The organism is Salisaeta longa DSM 21114, from assembly GCF_000419585.1.
Classification (GTDB): Bacteria; Bacteroidota; Rhodothermia; order Rhodothermales; family Salinibacteraceae; genus Salisaeta; species Salisaeta longa.
Genome location: NZ_ATTH01000001.1, coordinates 219,507 through 237,498, shown reverse-complemented (window position 1 = coordinate 237,498; position 17,992 = coordinate 219,507). Strand labels below are relative to the sequence as shown.

11 protein-coding genes and 4 tRNA genes are annotated in these 17,992 nt (G+C 61.5%); 1 reads left to right on the top strand and 14 read right to left on the bottom strand.

Features of this window, described 5'->3' with window-relative positions; genetic code table 11:
* Window positions 1-8: 8 nt before the first annotated feature.
* From rpoC to SALLO_RS0100990, 13 genes are all read right to left on the bottom strand, one after another.
* Complete coding sequence (gene rpoC, locus SALLO_RS0101050; RefSeq protein WP_022834479.1) at window positions 9-4,313, bottom strand: DNA-directed RNA polymerase subunit beta'; 4,305 nt, start codon at window positions 4,311-4,313, stop codon at window positions 9-11.
* 103 nt (window positions 4,314-4,416) lie between these two features.
* Window positions 4,417-8,277, bottom strand: coding sequence for a DNA-directed RNA polymerase subunit beta (gene rpoB / locus SALLO_RS0101045; RefSeq protein ID WP_022834478.1), 3,861 nt, complete (start codon window positions 8,275-8,277; stop codon window positions 4,417-4,419).
* Window positions 8,278-8,741: 464 nt separating this feature from the next.
* Window positions 8,742-9,125: a 50S ribosomal protein L7/L12 gene (gene rplL / locus SALLO_RS0101040; RefSeq protein WP_022834477.1), complete on the bottom strand. Its 384-nt coding sequence runs from the start codon at window positions 9,123-9,125 to the stop codon at window positions 8,742-8,744.
* 120 nt (window positions 9,126-9,245) lie between these two features.
* Window positions 9,246-9,782 carry a 50S ribosomal protein L10 gene (gene rplJ, locus SALLO_RS0101035; protein ID WP_022834476.1) on the bottom strand — a complete coding sequence of 179 codons (537 nt, stop codon included), beginning with the start codon at window positions 9,780-9,782 and terminating at the stop codon, window positions 9,246-9,248.
* A 50-nt stretch (window positions 9,783-9,832) separates the two neighbouring features.
* Window positions 9,833-10,543 carry a 50S ribosomal protein L1 gene (gene rplA / locus SALLO_RS0101030; protein ID WP_022834475.1) on the bottom strand — a complete coding sequence of 237 codons (711 nt, stop codon included), beginning with the start codon at window positions 10,541-10,543 and terminating at the stop codon, window positions 9,833-9,835.
* Between the two features lie 76 nt (window positions 10,544-10,619).
* Window positions 10,620-11,057 (bottom strand): 50S ribosomal protein L11, encoded by a 438-nt coding sequence (rplK, locus tag SALLO_RS0101025; RefSeq protein WP_022834474.1) that lies wholly within the window; start codon window positions 11,055-11,057, stop codon window positions 10,620-10,622.
* An 80-nt stretch (window positions 11,058-11,137) separates the two neighbouring features.
* Entirely contained in the window at window positions 11,138-11,689 is a 552-nt protein-coding gene (gene nusG / locus SALLO_RS0101020) for a transcription termination/antitermination protein NusG (RefSeq protein WP_022834473.1), read from the bottom strand.
* 34 nt (window positions 11,690-11,723) lie between these two features.
* Complete coding sequence (secE, locus tag SALLO_RS0101015) at window positions 11,724-11,906, bottom strand: preprotein translocase subunit SecE (protein WP_022834472.1); 183 nt, start codon at window positions 11,904-11,906, stop codon at window positions 11,724-11,726.
* A gap of 82 nt (window positions 11,907-11,988) precedes the next feature.
* Window positions 11,989-12,061 (bottom strand) — tRNA-Trp (locus tag SALLO_RS0101010).
* 94 nt (window positions 12,062-12,155) lie between these two features.
* On the bottom strand, window positions 12,156-13,346 hold the full coding sequence (tuf, locus tag SALLO_RS0101005; RefSeq protein WP_022834471.1) for an elongation factor Tu: 1,191 nt from the start codon (window positions 13,344-13,346) through the stop codon (window positions 12,156-12,158).
* Between the two features lie 123 nt (window positions 13,347-13,469).
* Window positions 13,470-13,544 (bottom strand) — tRNA-Thr (locus tag SALLO_RS0101000).
* A gap of 18 nt (window positions 13,545-13,562) precedes the next feature.
* Window positions 13,563-13,635: transfer RNA gene (locus tag SALLO_RS0100995), tRNA-Gly, on the bottom strand.
* 85 nt (window positions 13,636-13,720) lie between these two features.
* A tRNA-Tyr gene (locus SALLO_RS0100990) sits at window positions 13,721-13,803 on the bottom strand.
* 547 nt (window positions 13,804-14,350) lie between these two features.
* Here SALLO_RS0100990 and proC point away from each other — a divergent pair.
* Window positions 14,351-15,169, top strand: a complete 819-nt coding sequence (proC, locus tag SALLO_RS0100985) for a pyrroline-5-carboxylate reductase (protein ID WP_022834470.1) — start codon at window positions 14,351-14,353, stop codon at window positions 15,167-15,169.
* Between the two features lie 120 nt (window positions 15,170-15,289).
* On the opposite strand, the gene SALLO_RS0100980 is transcribed toward proC, so the two are convergent.
* The gene (locus tag SALLO_RS0100980) at window positions 15,290-17,845 is read right to left on the bottom strand and encodes a zinc-dependent metalloprotease (protein ID WP_022834469.1); all 2,556 of its coding nucleotides are present in this window, start codon (window positions 17,843-17,845) and stop codon (window positions 15,290-15,292) included.
* Window positions 17,846-17,992: the final 147 nt, after the last annotated feature.

Genomic DNA, 17,992 nt, shown 5'->3' with positions numbered 1-17,992 from the left:
AGCGTGGCTTACTCTTTCGAGCCCGCTTCTACGGAGGCCTCGCTGGGAGCGCCATCGCCCAGCGTCGACCCGTTGCCGCCAATGGCTGCTTGCAGCTTCTCGAGGTCGGACGTCTTCCCGACGACCAGATCGCGGTACTGGCGCTGCCCCGTGCCCGCCGGAATCGGATGCCCGACGATCACGTTCTCCTTCAGGCCATACAGCGGATCGCTCTTCGCACGAATGGACGCGTTCGTGAGCACCTTCGTGGTCTCCTGGAAGGAGGCCGCCGAGATGAACGAATCGGTCGACAGCGCGGCCTTCGTGATGCCCAGCAGCACCGGACGCGCCACGGCCGGACGCGCCTCGCGCACCTGCACCTCGGGCTTGTCCTGGCGCTTGAGCTTCGAGTTGGCCTCGCGCAGCTGCGAGCGGTCCACGATCTGCCCGATGGTAAGGGCACTCTCGCTCGGATCCGTCACGACAAACTTGTCGTGCATCTCGTCATTGACGCGGGCCAACTCGTGACGATCGACGTAGTCCTCTTCGAGGAAGTCGGTATCGCCCGGCTGCGTAACTTCAACGCGCTTCATCATCTGGCGGATGACCACCTCGATGTGCTTGTCATCGATGTCAACGCCCTGCAGGCGGTACACCTCCTGGATTTCGTTCAGGAGATACTCCTGCACCTCGCGCGGGCCCTTAATGTGGAGGATGTCGTGCGGGGCAATCTGCCCATCACACAGCGGATCGCCGGCCTTCACGAAGTCGTTCTCGTGCACAAGCATGTGCTTCGAGAGCGAAATCATGTAGCTCTTGGTCATGTCATCGTCACGGCTGCTGACGATAACCTCTTGCTTGCCGCGCTTACGGTCGCCGAAGCTGACGATGCCGTCAATTTCGCTGACCGTCGCCGGGTCGCTGGGCGTGCGCGCCTCAAAGAGCTCCGTTACGCGCGGCAGACCGCCCGTAATGTCGCTCTGCTTGACCGTCTGGCGCGGAATCTTGGCCAGCACCTGGCCGGCCTGAATTTCGTCGCCTTCGTCCACCTGAATGCGCGCCTGCACCGGCATGTTGTACTCGCGCTCATCGCCTTCCGGCATCTCAATCGTCACGGCCGGTGTGAGCGTGCGCGAGCGGCTCTCGATGATGACCTTCTCCTTGTGGCCCGTCTGCTCGTCGGTTTCCTCGCGGTACGTGGTGCCTTCAATGACATCCTCGTACCCCGCGGTGCCGTCAACCTCTGAGAGGATCACGCTGTTGTACGGATCCCAGCTGGCCAGCACGTCATCGCGTTCAACGGTCGCGCCGTCTTCCACGAGCAACTCGGCGCCGTAGGGCACCACGTAGCTCGTGATGGGGCGGCCGTCTTCGTCGAGGATGTTGATCTCGCCTTGCCGCGTGAGCACCACCTCCTTCGGACCGTCAGAGTCTTCGCGCATCACCGTGCGCAGGTTCTCGAACTCGACGGTACCCGCCGACTTCGTCTGCATCGTCGACTCGGACGCAATCGCGCTTGCCGCGCCACCGATGTGGAACGTACGAAGCGTGAGCTGCGTGCCGGGCTCGCCAATGGACTGGGCAGCCACCACGCCGACCGATTCGCCGACCTCCACCATCCGGTTGGTGCCAAGGTTGCGACCGTAGCACAGCGTACACACGCCCCGCTCGGCTTCGCAGGTGAGCACCGATCGAATCTCGATGCTCTCGATGGACGTTTCGGCGACCTGCTTGGCCACCTGCTCGTCGATGACGTCGTTCGCCTCAATGAGGAGCTCGCCGGTCTGCGGATCGTACACGTCGTGCACCACCACGCGGCCCACGATGCGCTGCGAGAGCGGCACCACGACTTCCTCGTTGTCGGTGAGGGCTTCCACCTCAATGCCGCGGAGCGTCCCGCAATCGTGCTCGGTGATCGTCACGTCTTGCGACACATCAACCAAGCGGCGCGTGAGGTAGCCCGCATCGGCGGTCTTGAGTGCCGTATCGGCCAGGCCCTTGCGCGCGCCGTGCGTCGAGATAAAGTACTCAAGCACCGACAGGCCCTCTTTGAAGTTGGAAAGGATGGGGTTCTCAATGATCTCGCCCCCACCTTCGCCCACATTCTTCTGCGGCTTGGCCATCAGGCCACGCATGCCGCCAAGCTGGCGAATCTGCTCCTTGGAGCCGCGGGCACCGGAGTCGGCCATCATGTAAATGGCGTTGAATCCGTCACGATGCTCCTTCAGCGTGTTGAAGAGCACCTCCGAGACGCGGTTGTTGGTCTGCGTCCAGATGTCGATGACCTGGTTGTAGCGCTCGCTATCAGTGATGAAGCCCATCGAGTAGTTGGAGCTGGCCTGGTCGACCTCTTTCTCTGCCTCCTCCACCAGCTTCTGCTTCTCGTCGGGCACCACAATGTCGGACAATGAGAACGTAATGCCCGATGTGGTGGAGCGCTCGTAGCCCATGTCCTTCATGGCATCCAGGAACTTCGAGGTCCGCTTAAAGCCAACCGTCTGCAGGATGTCCGAGATGATGGGCCGCATGTTTTTCTTCGTCAGTACGTCGTTGACGTACGGAATGCCATCTGGCACAATCTCGTTAAAGAGAACGCGCCCCACGGTGGTATCGAGAATCTCAGACGACCCGTCCGGGTCTTTCAGCTGGATCTTGGCGTGCGTTGCTACAACGTCCTGGTCGTACGCCTGGCGCACTTCCGATACGCTCGTAAAGCGCATGCCTTCGCCCTTCTCCCCATCGCGCGACTTGGTGAGGTAGTAGAGCCCCAGAATCATGTCCTGCGTGGGCACGGTGAGCGGCGAGCCGTTGGCCGGGCTGAGGATGTTGTGGCTGGAGAGCATCAAAATCATGGCCTCCAGGCACGCTTCGTGGCTCAGCGGCACGTGCACGGCCATCTGGTCGCCATCGAAGTCGGCGTTGTACGCCGTACACACCAGCGGGTGCAGCTGGATGGCCTTGCCTTCGGTAAGCACAGGCTGGAAGGCCTGAATGCCCAGGCGGTGCAGCGTAGGTGCACGGTTCAGCAGCACGGGCCGCCCCTGAATGGCCTTCTCCAGAATATCCCATACGGCGGCCGTGCGACGCTCCACGTATTTCTTGGCGCTCTTCACCGTCTTCACGATGCCGCGCTCAATCAGCCGTCGAATGATGAACGGCTTAAAGAGCTCGATGGCCATTTCCTTCGGAATGCCGCACTGGTGCAGCTCCAGGTCGGGGCCAATGACAATCACCGAACGCCCGGAATAGTCGACGCGCTTGCCCAGCAGGTTCTGGCGGAAGCGGCCCTGCTTGCCCTTCAGCATGTCACTGAGCGACTTGAGCGGGCGGTTCGACGAGCCACGTACCGAGTTCGACTTGCGGCCGTTGTCGAAGAGGCTATCAACGGCCTCTTGCAACATGCGCTTCTCGTTCCGCAGAATCACTTCGGGCGCCTTAATATCCATCAGGCGCTTCAGGCGGTTGTTGCGGATGATGACCCGCCGGTACAGGTCGTTCAGGTCGCTGGTCGCAAAGCGGCCCCCATCGAGCGGCACAAGCGGACGCAGCTCCGGCGGAATGACCGGAATCACCTTCATTACCATCCACTCCGGACGGTTTTCGCGCTTCTCGTTGGCTTCGCGGAAAGCTTCCACCACGTTGAGCCGCTTCAGCGCCTTGGCCTTGCGCTGCTGGCTCGTTTCTGTGTCCACCTGGTACCGCAGCGACTGCGAGAGCCGCTCTAGGTTCAGGCGATTCAGCATCTCCTGCACCGCTTCCCCGCCAATCATGGCCAGGAATTTGTCCGGGTCGTCGTCGTCCAGGCGGTTGTTGTCTTCCCGAATCTGGTAGAGGATGTTGAAGTACTCCTCCTCCGTGAGCAGCTGGTTTTTCTTCACGCCCAGCCGCTTCGCCGATCCGGGTTGGATGACGATGTAGTTCTCGTAATAGATGACCTTCTCCAGGCTCTTCGTCTTCAGGCCCAGGAGGTAGCCAATCTTGTTGGGCAGCGTCTTAAAGTACCAGATGTGCACCACCGGCACGCTCAGGGTGATGTGCCCCATGCGCTCGCGGCGCACCGCCTTCCGGGTTACCTCTACGCCGCAACGGTCGCAGATAATGCCCTTGTAGCGAATACGCTTGTATTTGCCGCAGTGGCACTCGTAGTCTTTTACCGGGCCAAAAATCTTTTCGCAGAAGAGCCCGCCCATCTCCGGCTTAAACGACCGGTAGTTGATCGTCTCCGGCTTGACCACCTCGCCGTACGACCGCTCCAGGATATCCTCGGGCGACGCCAGGCTGACGGTGATTTCGCTAAAGTCCTTCTTGATGTCTTTCGAGTTTCCGTACGCCATATGACAATTAGCGATTTGAAAGTGTCGAGTGTCGAATGATCGAGCATCGGAATGAGGAGCGGAGGGCTGCTCGAAGCCCCCGCTCAGCGTCATTCGTCACTCGTTAGTCCAGCGTCACTTCAAGGCCGAGGCCCTGCAGCTCGCGCACCAGCACGTTGAAGCTCTCGGGCACGCCCGCCGACGGCATGTTTTTGCCCTTCACGATCGACTCATACGCCCGTGAGCGGCCCTGCACGTCGTCCGACTTGTACGTGAGCATCTCTTGGAGCACGTTGGAGGCGCCGTAGGCATAGAGCGCCCACACCTCCATCTCGCCCAGGCGCTGCCCACCAAACTGGGCCTTACCGCCCAGCGGCTGCTGCGTGATCAGGCTGTACGGCCCAATCGAACGCGCGTGCATCTTGTCTTCAATCAGGTGGCTGAGCTTCATCATGTAGATTTGGCCCACCGTGGTGCGCTCGTCGAACGCCTCGCCGGTACGGCCGTCGTACAGCTGCGCCTTGCCGTCGCGCGGCAGGCCGGCCTTCTCCAGCTCGTCGGCGATGTCGTCCATCGAGGCCCCGTCGAAGATCGGCGTGGCGTATTTAACGCCCAGCTTGCTGCCGGCCCAGCCCAGGAGCGTCTCGTAAATCTGTCCCAGGTTCATGCGCGAGGGCACGCCCAGCGGGTTCAGCACAATGTCGACCGGCGTGCCGTCTTCAAGGAACGGCATGTCTTCCACCGGCACCACCTTGGCGATCACGCCTTTATTGCCGTGACGCCCGGCCATCTTGTCGCCAACGCCAATCTTGCGCTTGCGCGCCACGTACACCTTGGCCATCTGCACGATGCCCGCGGGCAGTTCGTCGCCCATCTGCACCTGGTGCTCCTGGCGCTTAAAGGTGCCGTCAATCTCGCGGCGGCGCGACTTATAGTTGCGCAGCAGCGTGGCCACCTTCTCGTTGAGCGTTTCGTCGCCCGTAAAGTCGAGGCGCGTGGACAGGCTCTGCGGGTCGACCTCGGCGAACGCGTCGCGTTCAAACGCAGCGCCTTCGCTTAGAATGACGTTCCCGTCGCGGTCGGTGATGCCGCCGCTTGTGGCATCGCCCACGAGCTGGAAGAATTTGTCCCAGAAGCGCTCGTTCAGCTTCTTGAGGTTCTGCTCATGCTGATGCTCAATCGCCTCCAGCCGACGTTCCTCCATCTTCTTGGAGGCCGGGTCGAGCTGGCGCCGGCTGAACAGTTGCGTGTCGATGACGACGCCGTCCATGCCGGGCTTGGCCTTCAGCGACGCATCTTTCACGTCGCCGGCTTTGTCGCCAAAGATGGCGCGCAGGAGTTTCTCTTCCGGCGTCGGATCGGTTTCGCCCTTCGGCGTAATCTTTCCAACGATGATGTCGCCCGGATTCACCTCGGCGCCGACGCGGATGATGCCGCGCTCGTCGAGGTCTTTGGTGGCCTCCTCCGAGACGTTCGGGATTTCACGGGTGAGCTCTTCCTCGCCCCGCTTCGTGTCGCGCACCTCGTGCTCGAATTCCTCGATGTGCACGGAGGTGTACACGTCGTCGGCCACGAGGCGCTCGCTGATTACGATGGCATCCTCGAAGTTGTAGCCGTGCCACGGCATGAAGGCGCAGAGGACGTTTTTGCCGAGGGCCAGCTCGCCCTTCTCGGTGGCAAACCCGTCCGTCATGACGGTGCCTTCCTCCACACGGTCGCCGACCTGCACGATCGGCTTCTGGTTCATGCACGTGTCTTGGTTGGTGCGGCGGAACTTGGTGAGCTCGTACTCGCGCACCGGCTCGCCGAACGTGAGGTCTTCGGCGCCCTGATCTTCGTCGTACCGCACGACGATCTTGTTGGCATCGACGTATTCCACTTCGCCGTCGCCCTCGGCCACAATCACGGCCCGCGAGTCTTTCGCAACGCGGCCTTCGAGGCCGGTGCCCACAATGGGACTGTCGCTGCGCAAGAGCGGCACGCCCTGACGCTGCATGTTTGAGCCCATCAGCGCACGGTTGGCATCGTCGTGCTCCAGGAACGCCACAAGGCTGGCGGCTGGCGAGACGATCTGGTTCGGGGCCACGTCCATGTACTGCACGTCTTCCGGCGGCACCACCGGGAAGTCGCCCTGGTGGCGACAGGTCACCTGGTCGGTGAGGAAATCGCCCGCCTCGTTAATGGGCGCGTTGGCCTGCGCAATGATGGCGCGGTCTTCCTCCTCGGCCGTCAGGTATTCCACTTCCTCAGACACCTTGCCGTCCTTCACAACGCGGTACGGCGTCTCGATAAATCCGAAGTCGTTGATGACGCCGTGCACGCACAGCGACGAGATCAGGCCAATGTTGGGCCCCTCGGGCGTTTCGATGGGGCAGAGGCGGCCGTAGTGCGTGTAGTGCACGTCGCGCACCTCGAAGCCCGCCCGCTCGCGGGTCAAGCCGCCCGGGCCCAGCGCCGAGAGGCGCCGCTTGTTCGTCAGCTCCGCCAGCGGATTCGTCTGATCCATGAACTGGCTGAGCTGGTTCGTGCCGAAGAACGTGTTGATGACGCTGGAGATCGTCCGGGCGTTCACCAAGTCCTGCGGCGTAAACTTATCGGCGTCCCGCAGATTCATGCGCTCGCGGATGGTCCGCGACATGCGGGCCAGCCCCAGCGAGAACTGCGAGCCCATCTGCTCGCCCACGGTTTTCACGCGGCGGTTGCTCAGGTGGTCAATGTCGTCGGGCGTGTTCTCGCCATTTTGCAGCTCGATGAGCTCGCGCACGATGGCCACCACGTCCTCCTTGGTGAGCACCTGCACGTCGGGGTCGACGTCAATTTCGAGGCGCTTGTTGATGCGGTAGCGCCCCACGTCGCCCAGATCGTAACGCTTGTCGCTGAAGAAGAGGCGGTCCAGCGCATTGCGGGCCGACTCCAGGTCGGGCGCTTCGGAGCCGCGCAGCTGCCGGTAGATTTCTTCGAGGGCCTCCTCTTCGGTGTGCGTCGGGTCTTTCTTGAGCGTCTCGACCAGGGTCGTTTTGTCGAGCGCATCCTCATCGGTGTTCTCTTTGATAAGGTACACCCGGCTGATGTCGTACTCGGCGAGCTCTTCCCAGTCGTCTTCTTCGAGTTCGTGCTCGGCGGGGAGCACCACTTCGCGTTCGGTTTCCTCGTCGACGACTTCACCAGTATCTTCGTCAACGATCTCAACGATCCGCTCGATGGTTACGCTGGTGGCCAGCTCGCGGCCCACGTACTGCTGAAAGTCGTCTTCATCCGCAATGTCAATGGCATCCGCAAGGCCAAACATGCGAATGATTTCGTCGTCGCTGGAGAAGCCGAGCGCGCGAAGGAGCGTGGTAACCGGCACCTTCTTCTTCCGGTCGATGTAAGCCCACAGGACATCGCGGACGTCGGTGGAAAACTCCATCCACGACCCCCGGAACGGAATGACGCGGGCGCTGAACAGCTCGGTACCGTTCGAGTGGATTTCCTTGCTGAAGAAGGCGCCCGGGCTGCGGTGCAGCTGCGCCACAATGACGCGCTCCGCCCCGTTTACAATAAACGAGCCGCGCGGCGTCATGAACGGAAGCGTACCGAGGTACACCTCCTGCTCAATGGCCTCAATGGCCTCTTCGTCGCCTTCTTCTTCCTTGCTCGACAGGCGCAACGTAGCCTTGAGCGGAACGGAATAGGTGAGGCCCTGCGCGATGCACTCCTCAATGGTGTGCTTGGGCGCATCGAGCTCGTAGTTGATAAACTCAAGCGTGTAGCGCTCCCGGCTGTCCTGAATCGGGAAGTGCTCATTGAACACGGCCTGCAGGCCCGTATTCGTTCGGTCCTCCGGCGGGACGTCGTCCTGCACGAAGTCGTGAAACGTCTTCAGCTGGATGTCGAGAAAATCCGGATAGTCCCAAACGGTAGGGATGCTGCCGAAGCTCTTGCGCGGCCACGCATCATCAACGTGTCCGGTCGTGGCAATATCGCCGTTAAGGAGAGTGGGCATAGGCTGGGTTGCTACCGTGAGTATACGTTAGGTCCAATCGAGAAGCAGTGCGGCGCACCATGCGGAACGCGACCCAGGACGGAGCGGACGGGCTCGGGTGAAGTGCACTCATGCGGTGGCACAAGCGGCGCAACACCGCCTTGTGTACCAAACGACATGCGTGGCGTGCCCACCGCGCTTCTGAGTTCGCTCATGCACTGCTGGTTCGCTGGGAGATCAGAGGCCGATGGCTTGCGTACCGGTGGCCTCAGTTGAAAGCATAGCACAACCTCAACGCGCCGCGTAAACCGATGTTTCGGGGGTTGGAGCGCCGCACGCATTGACGATGTGTTCACGCCACGGCCCAGCCATTCGGCCGGGCCGATACAAGCAAACAGCGGCCGCTCCGTAGAGGATGGGCCGCTGCTCGATGGCTACCTGCAAGGGCGGTGGCGTGCGCCGCCCTTGCAATCACGCGTGGTGGGTTACTTCAACTCCACGTCGCCGCCTGCGTCTTCAAGCTGAGCTTTCAGCTCATCCGCGTCTTCGCGCGAAATGCCTTCCTTGATCGGGCTTGGGGCCTCGTCGACGAGGGCCTTGGCTTCTTTGAGGCCGAGCCCCGTGATGGAGCGCACCTCTTTGATCACCTTGATTTTGTTGCCCGAAACGCCCGCCAGGATGACGTCGAACTCGGTCTTCTCTTCGCCACCATCGGCGCCGTCGCCGCCGGCAGCACCAGGGGCTGCCACGGCTACGCCAGCGGATGCCGGCTTGATGTCGTACTCTTCTTCGAGAATGTTTGCCAGCTCGTTCGCCTCTTTGATGGTGAGGTTGACTAGCTGTTCTGCGAGATCTTGAATGTCTGCCATAATTGGTTGTCCGGCGACGGTCTTCGCTACGCGCCTCGTGGCCCGCGCTACGTCGCGCTGTTTAAGGATGATTAGTGAGTGCAGTAAATGATACAGCGGCGCCCGCCAGGGTACGGCGGCTTACGCCTCCTCGTCGCTGTCGGCCATCGACTGGATGGCGCCAGCGAGCGTGCTTCCGGGCCCGGTAAGGCTGCCCACCACGGTTTGTGCGGGAGACAGCAACAGGCCAACAATGTCGCCCACGAGTTCTTCGCGCGACTTCAGCTTCGACAGCTGGTCGAGCGCCTCGTGGCCTTCATAGATTTCGCCTTCAATGTAGGCGGCTTTCAGCTCGGGGCGCTCGATGTCCTCGTCCTCAAGAAAGTCCTTGAGCACGCGGGCCGGCTTGGCCGGGTCATCGCTGAAGGCGATGGCCGTGGGGCCGGCAAAGTATTCATCAAGCGCATCCAACCCGTCGATGCGGTCAAGCGCAATGCGGGCGAGCGTGTTTTTGCATACCTGATACTCCACCCCGGCCGCGCGGAAGCGCCCGCGCAGCTCGTTGGTTTGGGCCACCGAGAGGCCCTGGAAGTTGGTCAGGTAGATGATGGAATGATCGTCAAGCCGTTCGCCGATCGAGTCGATGACGTCGGCCTTTTCTGAGCGCGTAAGAGGCATGGTGGTTCGGCAAGTCAGAAGTCAACAGTCGCAGGAAGGACGTGCGGGCGCTAGCGGGCCTCGCTTAGCACCGAGCTCCGGTCTACGGCAATGGGCGGGCCCATCGTGCTGGAGATGGTGATGGATCGCAGGTACAAGCCCTTCGACGCCGGCGGCCGCAGCCGCATCACTTCCCGCATAAACGCACGAGCATTCTCGTAGATCTCGTCTTCGTCAAACGACACCTTGCCAATGGCCGTGTGCAGGTTGCCGTGCTTGTCGACCCGAAACTCGATCTTACCGGCCTTCACTTCTTTAATAGCCTCGGCAACGTTCATCGTCACCGTCCCGCTTTTGGGATTCGGCATCAGGCCGCGCGGCCCCAGGATGCGCCCCAGGCGGCCCACCTGGCCCATCACGTCGGGCGTAGCAATGACGACATCAAAGTCGAGCCAGTTGTCATTCTGGATGCGCTCCACGTATTCATCAAGCCCCACGTAGTCGGCGCCGGCTTCCTCCGCCTCGGCCTGCTTTCCTTCACTGGCAAGCACCAGCACGGTCACGTCGCGGCCGGTGCCGTTGGGCAGCGCCACCGATCCACGTACCATCTGATCGGCGTGGCGCGGATCGACGCCCAGGCGCAGGTCGATGTCAACGGACTCGTCGAAGTTTGCCGTGGCGGTCGCTTTAACCAGTTCGGCGGCTTCGCGGAGGTTGAAAGGCCCGTCGCTTTCCTCAATGCGGGCCTTTGCCTCACGATATCGTTTTCCTCGTGTTGGCATAGTAGCTGTTCATCTGTGCGGTACAAGCGTCCTCAGGGTACGAGCACTCCCGCGGTGAAAAGAAATTGGTGAGTGGTTACGCGTCGGGCTTCCCCTTCACGTTAATGCCCATCGAGCGCGCGGTGCCCGCAACCATGCGAGCGCCCTGCTCGGGCGTATGGGCATTCAGGTCGTCCATCTTCCGCTCGGCGATGTCGATGCAATCTTGCCACGACACGGTGGCCACTTTTTCGCGCAGCGGGTCGCCCGCACCTTTGTCAATGCCGGCGGCCTGCTTCAGCAGAATGGAGGCCGGCGGGCTCTTAACGATGAAATCGAACGACCGGTCGGCATACACCGAGATCTCAACCGGCAGCAGCGTGCCCATCTGGTCCTGCGTCTTCGCATTGAACTTCTTGCAGAACTCCATGATGTTAACGCCGTGCTGGCCCAACGCCGGACCAATAGGCGGCGCCGGGTTGGCTTGTCCCGCCTTAATTTGCAGCTTGATAACGGTTTCTACTGGTTTCGCCATAATGCCTGTGCGGTGCTAGCGTCTGCGCGCGGCAGACTTCCGCCTGTTGTTGAATAGGATAAAACGGGTGTCGGGTGGCGCTACTCTTCGTGCTCCACCTGCAGATAGTCAAGCTCAACGGGGGTTTTCCGTCCAAAGATGGAAACCATGACCTTGACTTTCATCTTTTCGGGATAGACCTCTTCGACGAAGCCGTTGAAACTATCAAACGGCCCGTCCACAACCTTCACCGGATCGCCGGGCTTAAACGGAATTTCGGGCTGCTCGCCCATGGCCTCGGCCCGATCCATCTTGCCCAGAATGCGCTGCACCTCATCCGGACGCAGCGGCGTGGGCTCTTTGCCCGTGCCCGACTTCAGAAAACCGATGACGGAAGGCAGTCCTTCAGCGAGCTCCCGAAGGTACGTGTCGAGCGTGCAATGCAAGAGGATGTATCCCGGAAAGAACTTGCGCTCTTTGGTACGCTTTTTTCCGCCGCGCATCTCGAACACCGTCTCGGTCGGAATCATGATCTCGTCGACCCGATCTTCAAGGTCGAGGCGTTCGAGCTCGCTCTCCATGTAGCGCCGCACTTTCTTCTCGTGACCCGAGAACGTGCGCAGCACGTACCACTTTTTGATGCCGTTGGCCATTCCGATGCTGGATCTCGTTGCAATAGAGCAGAAACTACTGGTACAGAATCTCCAGCGCCGTACTGATGACGCGATCTGCCAGATAGACGAAGATGGAAATAATCAGCGTGGCCACAATCGTGATGCTCGTGCTGCTGATGAGCTCTTCACGCGTCGGCCAATTCACCTTTTCCATTTCGGCCCGGACGTTCCGTAAGTATTCCTGGATCGCGTTCATAAAGGAGTGGGGTTGAAGAGTGCCGCTGGTTGGCGACGGCTTGGTGCGTGCGAAGGGCGCGTTGCATGGGCCCTGAATGCTGCACGGGCGGGAGGACTCGAACCCCCAACCTGCGGTTTTGGAGACCGCTGCTCTCCCAGTTGAGCTACGCCCGTGTGTGCCAGACACCGCCTCAACCGGCGGTGCCTGGAAATTGTTGCCCAGCGGAGCGGACATTCGCAGAATGCCCACACAGCCCGGGCGGCGGCGCTAGTCGAGGATCTTGCTGACCACGCCCGCACCGACCGTGTGCCCGCCCTCGCGAATCGCAAAGCGCAGGCCCTCCTCCATCGCCACCGGCTGAATCAGCTCCACCGTGAACGTCGCGTTGTCCCCCGGCATCACCATCTCCATCCCCTCCGGCAGCTTGATGTCTCCCGTCACGTCCGTCGTGCGGAAGTAAAACTGCGGGCGGTACCCCTTGAAAAACGGCGTGTGACGACCGCCCTCTTCCTTCGACAGCACGTACACCTCGCACTCAAACTGCTTGTGCGGCGTCACCGTCTCTGGCTCCGCCAGCACCATGCCGCGCTCGACCTCTTCCTTCTTGATCCCGCGCAGCAAAATGCCGGCGTTGTCGCCCGCCTCGCCTTCGTCGAGCGTCTTGTTAAACATCTCAATCCCCGTCACCGTCGAGGTGAGCTTCTCCTCTTGCATCCCCACAATGTCGATCTCGTCGCCCGTGTGGATGCGCCCGCGCTCAATGCGGCCCGTCACTACCGTCCCGCGGCCTGTAATCGAGAAGATGTCCTCAATCGGCATCAAGAACGGCTGGTCCACGTCGCGCTCCGGCGTCGGAATGTACTCGTCGACCGCCGCCATCAGCTCCATGATCTTCTCTTCGGCCGCCGCGTCGCTCTCCAGCGCTTGCAAGGCCGAGCCGCGGATCACCGGCACCTCGTCGCCCGGGTACTCGTACTCCTCAAGCAGCTCGCGGACCTCCATCTCCACAAGCTCCAACAGCTCCTCGTCGTCGACCAGGTCGGTCTTGTTCATAAACACCACCAGGTAGGGCACCCCCACCTGCCGCGCCAGCAAAATGTGCTCGCGCGTCTGCGGCATCGGGCCGTCGGTGGAGGCGACCACCAAGATCGCCCCGTCCATCTGCGCCGCGCCCGTCACCATGTTCTTCACGTAGTCGGCGTGCCCCGGGCAGTCCACATGCGCGTAGTGCCGCGCCTCCGTCTCGTACTCCACGTGCGAGGTCGCAATCGTAATCCCGCGCTCGCGCTCCTCCGGCGCGTTGTCAATCGACTCAAACGTGCGCTCGGCCGCGCCGCCCACCTGCTCGGCTAACACCTTCGTGATCGCCGCCGTGAGCGTCGTCTTCCCGTGGTCGACGTGCCCGATCGTGCCAATGTTTATGTGCGGCTTCTTCCGCTCAAATGCCTGCTTCGCCATGACGCTATGTCTGTATCAACGTGGGTAGTGTGGTGAACATGCTTTGTACAAAACGGCTGTCGCAACGCGGTGCGCACAGCCGAACAGGGCGCACCTGAGCGGCGCGCAGCGAGGGGGTTGCAATGGAGCCGCCTCGGGGAATTGAACCCCGGACCCCTTCCTTACCATGGAAGTGCTCTACCCCTGAGCTAAGGCGGCGCAAGCTGTTAAAAACGGAGCGGGAGACGAGACTCGAACTCGCAACCCTCAGCTTGGAAGGCTGATGCTCTACCAATTGAGCTACTCCCGCGTAAACGCGCGAAAGCCCGACGCTCGCATCTGTACCGCACCGAGTGCGTGAACACCCGGCCGCGCCGGACTCCGCTTGCTTGCAGTGGGCAGGGGAGGATTCGAACCTCCGAAGGTAAAAACCGCCAGATTTACAGTCTGGTGCGTTTGGCCGCTTCGCTACCTACCCAAAGAACCGACCGGAATATTTCCGATGACCGTTGTAGAAATGCTGTGCGCTATTGTTGCCGCCTGTTGCATCGAATTTAAAGTGAAGCAATAAGGCGCTGGCGCGCTGTGCAGCGTTGTATCTAAACGGAATACGAGGGTAACCATTGCGCTCCTGCTTCGCAAGCGACTATTTTGCGGAGTGGATGAATTGGCGCTTCCCCTTGCACGGTCTATGCATACCACCTGCCTGTGGTGGTCGTCAGGGCATCAAATCGACGGACACTTGATATCCGTTACTTTTTTTTGCATGATGATACATATAAAATGCGTATGCAGAGGCTACCGTGCTGCTCACACGGTGCTTCTATACGTATGGTGCCGTGTGGCGCATTCGTGATCGCGCCTGCTTGCGGATCGGGAGACACGCGTGGCTGGTTGGCTGGAGGGCCTGCCTGGAAGTGTCTGGTCAAGGTATGCAAGGCTGCTGTACGCCCTTCGGGGTGGGAAGCGCACGAGCACGCCCCGGCACGTCGTCGCAGTCGTTCTCTTCATTCACCGGTCTATTCATGTTTTCTGACGAAACGATCGCCGTCATCGGGGCGGGCAACATTGGCCGGGCCCTGATTGGCGGCATGATACGCAGCGGCCTAGTTGCGCCGGCACAGGTGGTGGCCACCCGTCGCTCCGAGGACGCTCTGACGACCCTCGCGGAGGAATACCCTGGGCTTCGCACCACCACCGACAACACCGCGGCGGCCCGCGAGGCCACCATCGTTGTGCTCGCGATCAAGCCGCAGTACCGCGCCACGGTCGTGGCCGACCTACACGACGCCCTCTCGCCCACGGCGCTCGTCGTTAGCGTGCTGGCAGGCGTAACCACCGACCGGCTACAGGATGCGTTTGGCACCAAGCAGCCGGTGGTGCGCGTTATGCCCAACACGCCCATGCTCGTAGATGAAGGCGCGACGGCCCTCAGCGGCGGGATGTACGCCTCCGATGAGGACGTGACGCGGGTTCGCCTCATGTTTGCCTCGGTGGGCACGGCCGTCGATGTCCCGGAGTCGCTTATGGACGCGGTGACGGGCCTCTCGGGCAGCGGGCCGGCCTACGTGTACATGGTCATTGAGGCGCTTACCGATGCCGGCGTAAAGCAAGGCATTCCGCGGACCGAGGCGGGCCGCCTCGCGGCCCAGACGGTGTACGGAGCGGCCAAGATGGTCCTAGAGACCGGCAAGCATCCGGCCATCTTACGCGATGAGGTCACCACGCCTGGCGGTACCGCCATCGCGGCGGTATCATCGTTGGAGGCGCACGGGCTGCGCACCATGCTCATCAACGCGGTGGCGACGGCCACCGAGCGCTCGGCAGCCCTCAACGAGGCGTAGCCCGCTTCGTGGCTTCGCCTGGGCGCAACGCCCGGAGGTGTCGTAACGGCCCCAACACGAAGTGCCCGCCGGGGCGATTCCCGACGGGCACGCGTCAACGAAACGATTGAAGGCGGACCGCTACTCCGTCGCCGTTGCCGCGGCAATCACCTGCAGCACGTGCTCGGTGTGCGCCTGCGTGCTCACGTCGTCCACCTGCTTGTTTTGCAGCATGGCCTCCACCTCACGCAGCGTGTGCAGCGCGGCCGACTGCGCAACGTAGTCGTACGCTTCGGCTCCTTTCTCGCTCAGCACAAACGCCAGACCGTTCACGTAGGCAAGCTGCAGGTTCTGGCGAAACGTGTTCACCTGACCCTGCAGGTCTGCGGCAAACACCGCATCGGTAAGATCGGCCATGTAGGTGCTCAGCGGATACGCATTGCCGTACTGCTGCGTGTCGGTAATCCGCTCCAGCACGTTGGGGTGCAGCAGATGCGCCAGCACCGCCTGCTGGATCGCCAGGGCGCGCGCATGAATCTTCGGATCTTCCGAGTTGCCGAAGAACTCAAATCCGCGCCGCTGCTCTTGCAAGTGCTGATACACGGCTTCTGGCGCCTGGAAGGCCTCTGGCGCGAACAGCTCGGCGCGCAGCACATCCATCGCCTGCTGCTGCGTCTCGGCCGGCACCGGACGATAGGGCTGCGTGGCCCCTGGCTGCCCAATGAATGCCCGATCGACGTACACACCGCCAATGTAACGCGACACGACGCTCATGGCGCTGGCCATTTGGCCGGTGAGCACCAGGTACCCATCGCGCAGGGCCTCGTACGATTGGCCCGGCGTATCGTAGGTTTCCAGCAGGTCGTTCATGGTTGTCTCAATGAGATCCATCTGCTGGTCGGCGTAGGCTACCGCGTCGCCCGACATATCCCCAATCATGACGCGCGGGTCGATCGCCTTGCCGGGGCTCCGCATGTCATCGGCGTCGTTGCCAAACGCCAGGGCCGGTTCGGTTGACCGTTGCAAGAGCGCATTTAGTTCGTCTTCGGACGCGGGCATGTAGCCGTACTGAATCGCCCACACGTCGTACGGGCCGGGCTGCGTGGTGTAGTACATGCCTTGCGTCTGCTCGGGGGCCGCGATATTGATCGCCGGGTAGTCCATCACCGAGCCGGTAAGGCCGCGCTGCTGCGCCACGTCGCGCTGCTGCACCTCGGCCAGCGACAGCATCTGGCTCGCCTTCATGTTGTGGTTGAGGCCCAGCGTGTGGCCCACTTCATGCAGCAGCAGGTAGTAGATGGACTGCTCGGTCAGCTCGTTGACGGCCTCAAGATCGGCGCCTGTGGCGCGCAGGGCCTGACGCCCAAACAGGTTGTTCAGGTGCAGGCGATGCCCCAACGAGCAATGCAGCGTGTTCGGCAGGGCCCGCTCCGGCTGCATGTGAAGCGGCAACGCGGCCGTCTCAAACAGACGGCTGTACTGCAAGCGGTTGGTGAGGAAAACGTACTCCAGCATCACATCGGCGCCCAGAATTTGGCCGGTGCGCGGATTTACGAAGCTGGGGCCGTAGCCGCCAAACGGCGGGTTGGGGGAGGACGTCCACCGCAGCACGTTGTACCGGATGTCGCCGGCTTCCCACGTGGCCGTGTCGGGCTGCACCTTTACCTGAATGGCATTTTTGAAGCCCGCCTGCTCAAACGCCTGGTTCCAGGCCATCACGGCGTCTTTAATGATCGGCCGGATGCGCTCGGGCGTTGTGTTTTCAATCCACCACACGATCGGTTCTACGGGCTCCGAGAGCGCCGCGTCGGGGTTTTTCTTGACGAGGTGCCACCGGTGAATCAGGTCGCGGTAGGGCGTCGCGCTCGTCGAGGTCAGGTTGTCTACGGCTTCGGTGAAGTAGCCCACGCGCGGATCGGCCCTGCGCGGCTCGTATTCATTCGCGGGCATCGCGAGGAGCGTGTGCTGCATCGTCACGCTCACATTGCGCGCGTCGGTTACCGCCTTGCCGCCCCCGTTGATGGGGCTCGGATTTTCGAAGACGTACGTCACGGAGACGTCCGTATTCTCGGGGTAATTGTCGATGGACGTCACACGCGATTTCTCCTTGCTCAGGCGGCCAAGCCTGAATTGAAACGGCGAAGCGCCGGGGCGCCGCGGCGGGCTCACCTGGTGGAGCGCCTCCGACAGAAACAGGTCGTCGGCCTTAATGAGGTAGACGCCGTTGGTGGTATCGCGGGCCACGATCTTTTCCACCGCAAGCACCGATGGACTGATGTTCGCGCTCGATGCGCGGCTCAGGTTGCTTTCGGGGTTGAAGTAGAAACCCGTGTTTTGCTCAACAAATGCAATTTTGTTGTGGTACTTCTTGATCGCAAAGACGGCATTGTCGCGGTACTGTCCGCGGAAATGACCGGCCGGGAGCACGCCCTCCTTGGTAAAGCTGAAGTAGATGTACTCCTTGTCGAGCTGCTCTTCGGCAATGGCCAGTTGCAGCGAGCCATCGGTGGTGTCGCGATAGACCGTAAACAGGCCGTCGCTGCGCGTGCTCGCTTTAACGGCTTTCTCGAAGTCGGTGGCATCGGTTTCTTGCGTGGCAGCCGGGGCTTGCGCCACTTGGGCCGAGGAGCTGCATCCGGCAACGACGAACGCAGCCACAAGCACTACCCATGCAAAAGATCGTACGGATCGTGGCATTGTTTGAGATCGTTCGATTGAATAAAACAAAAGAGCGCAACGGACCTACGACCCGTGCGGTGGAGATATGGCCTTTACGTTTCGCGTGATGTTTTGGTTACAAGTGGTACTATGAACGGCATACGGCCGGGGCCGGATACTTTTGCA

What these genes read in the sequence shown, in the direction of transcription:
- rpoC (WP_022834479.1), bottom strand. Translation starts at nt 4,313, where the DNA reads ATGGCGTACGGAAACTCGAAAGACATCAAGAAGGACTTTAGCGAAATC.
- rpoB (WP_022834478.1), bottom strand. Translation starts at nt 8,277, where the DNA reads ATGCCCACTCTCCTTAACGGCGATATTGCCACGACCGGACACGTTGAT.
- rplL (WP_022834477.1), bottom strand. Translation starts at nt 9,125, where the DNA reads ATGGCAGACATTCAAGATCTCGCAGAACAGCTAGTCAACCTCACCATC.
- rplJ (WP_022834476.1), bottom strand. Translation starts at nt 9,782, where the DNA reads ATGCCTCTTACGCGCTCAGAAAAGGCCGACGTCATCGACTCGATCGGC.
- rplA (WP_022834475.1), bottom strand. Translation starts at nt 10,543, where the DNA reads ATGCCAACACGAGGAAAACGATATCGTGAGGCAAAGGCCCGCATTGAG.
- rplK (WP_022834474.1), bottom strand. Translation starts at nt 11,057, where the DNA reads ATGGCGAAACCAGTAGAAACCGTTATCAAGCTGCAAATTAAGGCGGGA.
- nusG (WP_022834473.1), bottom strand. Translation starts at nt 11,689, where the DNA reads ATGGCCAACGGCATCAAAAAGTGGTACGTGCTGCGCACGTTCTCGGGT.
- secE (WP_022834472.1), bottom strand. Translation starts at nt 11,906, where the DNA reads ATGAACGCGATCCAGGAATACTTACGGAACGTCCGGGCCGAAATGGAA.
- tuf (WP_022834471.1), bottom strand. Translation starts at nt 13,346, where the DNA reads ATGGCGAAGCAGGCATTTGAGCGGAAGAAGCCGCACATAAACATTGGC.
- proC (WP_022834470.1), top strand. Translation starts at nt 14,351, where the DNA reads ATGTTTTCTGACGAAACGATCGCCGTCATCGGGGCGGGCAACATTGGC.
- SALLO_RS0100980 (WP_022834469.1), bottom strand. Translation starts at nt 17,845, where the DNA reads ATGCCACGATCCGTACGATCTTTTGCATGGGTAGTGCTTGTGGCTGCG.